This is a genomic window from Paenibacillus sp. N3.4 (genome assembly GCF_008017805.1).
GTDB lineage: Bacteria > Bacillota > Bacilli > Paenibacillales > NBRC-103111 > Paenibacillus_E.
Genome location: NZ_VRTT01000196.1, coordinates 1 through 1,484, shown reverse-complemented (window position 1 = coordinate 1,484; position 1,484 = coordinate 1). Strand labels below are relative to the sequence as shown.

The following is a 1,484-nucleotide window of genomic DNA, read 5'->3' as shown; positions in this document are numbered from 1 at the left end:
GGACACCCTAATACGTTTAAATAAGGTATAGTAGTAGCATTCTGGGGAAAAGCCTGGACACCCCGGGACTCGATCCCTTAGGCAAGACCTGCTTTCCTCAGAATAACAACGATTAAACAGTCGATAGAGGGTTGTGCTTCGAGCACCAAAGTATTAGGCCACTGCTAATTATTGTTTACCTGGAGGAGAGGGTGTTCATGTTTTTTGTAGGAATAGATTGGGCTGATGAAAAGCATACCATTGTCATTTTGGATGAGGTTCCAAGACATGTTGCTTCGTTTGAAATACCTCATAGTCATGACGGAATAAAAGAATTCACAGAGCGGTTGAAGGATCTGGGGATTCCAGAAGACAAAACCAACTGCTTTATTGAGACAAGCCGCGGTTTGTTGGTTAGTTCATTGTTACAGCTAGGGTTTACTGTTTATCCGCTTAATCCAAAGGTAGTAGATCGACAACGGAGACCTTCTGGAGCAAAAACAGACTTTATTGATGCGAGATTATTGGCGGATATAGGACGAAAAGAATTCACAAATCTTAGACCATTGACAGTGTCTAATGATCTCATTGAGGAGCTGCGCATGATGACACGTGACCAAGAAGGACTTGTTCATGCACAGACACGCTTAACCAACCAATTAATCGCTTGTTTAAAAGAGTTTTTTCCTTCAGCCCTTCATTTTTTCACAAGGATACCTCAGTTGTGTACTTTGAAATTTTTACAGCTTTACCCCACAGTAGAATCCCTGGTGAATACGTCTAAGGAGGAGCTCTCCAAGGTCTTGAGTGGCCTTCGACATAAATCCCCAGATTCTAAGGCTGAGGAAATACTTCAAATAGCTCATCAACCTCATATTTCTGTACCCATGGCTACTGTTAAAGCTAAGTCTAAGTTAGCACTTGTCCTTATTAAGCAGTTGCTGGTTTTGGTTGAAGAGTTAGCAAACTATGATAAAGAAATCCTTCGATTATTTAGAAGCCATAAAGATGCTTCAATCTTTGAAGGGCTTCCTGGCGCAGGCAAGAGACTCGCTCCCAAACTTTTAGCTGAGTGGGGTGATAACCGTTCACTGTACGATTCATCTGCAAGTGTACAGGCCTTGGCTGGTACTTCGCCGGTCGCTTTTCAGAGTGGTAAGTACTGCAAAGCTCGAAGAAGAACATCGTGCGTTAAACCCTTTCGGAATGCCTTACACGAGTTTGCTTGGTGTTCTGTTAGATGGGAACCATGGGCTAAAGAATACTATTACCGAAAACGTAAAGAAGGAAAAAGCCATCATGTAGCTATACGATCCTTAGCAAATAACTGGGTTCGTATTATTTTTGCATTGTGGAAAAAAGAAGATAAGTACGACTCCTCGACATTTATAAAGTCGCAAAAACGGCATTTCCAAAAAACGGCATAATATTTTCCGTGAACACAATACAGGATACTCCCAACTATAAAACCGAACATACATTCCATGTTGACATAGAGGGTCTTG

1 protein-coding gene is annotated in these 1,484 nt (G+C 41.7%); it reads left to right on the top strand.

Annotated elements, in window-relative coordinates; translation table 11 throughout:
* Positions 1-197 precede the first annotated feature (197 nt).
* Complete coding sequence (locus FU659_RS34900) at positions 198-1,406, top strand: IS110 family RNA-guided transposase (RefSeq protein ID WP_147951730.1); 1,209 nt, start codon at positions 198-200, stop codon at positions 1,404-1,406.
* Positions 1,407-1,484 lie beyond the last annotated feature (78 nt).

Coding starts and splice junctions, on each gene's coding strand:
- FU659_RS34900 (WP_147951730.1), top strand. CDS start 198: ATGTTTTTTGTAGGAATAGATTGGGCTGATGAAAAGCATACCATTGTC.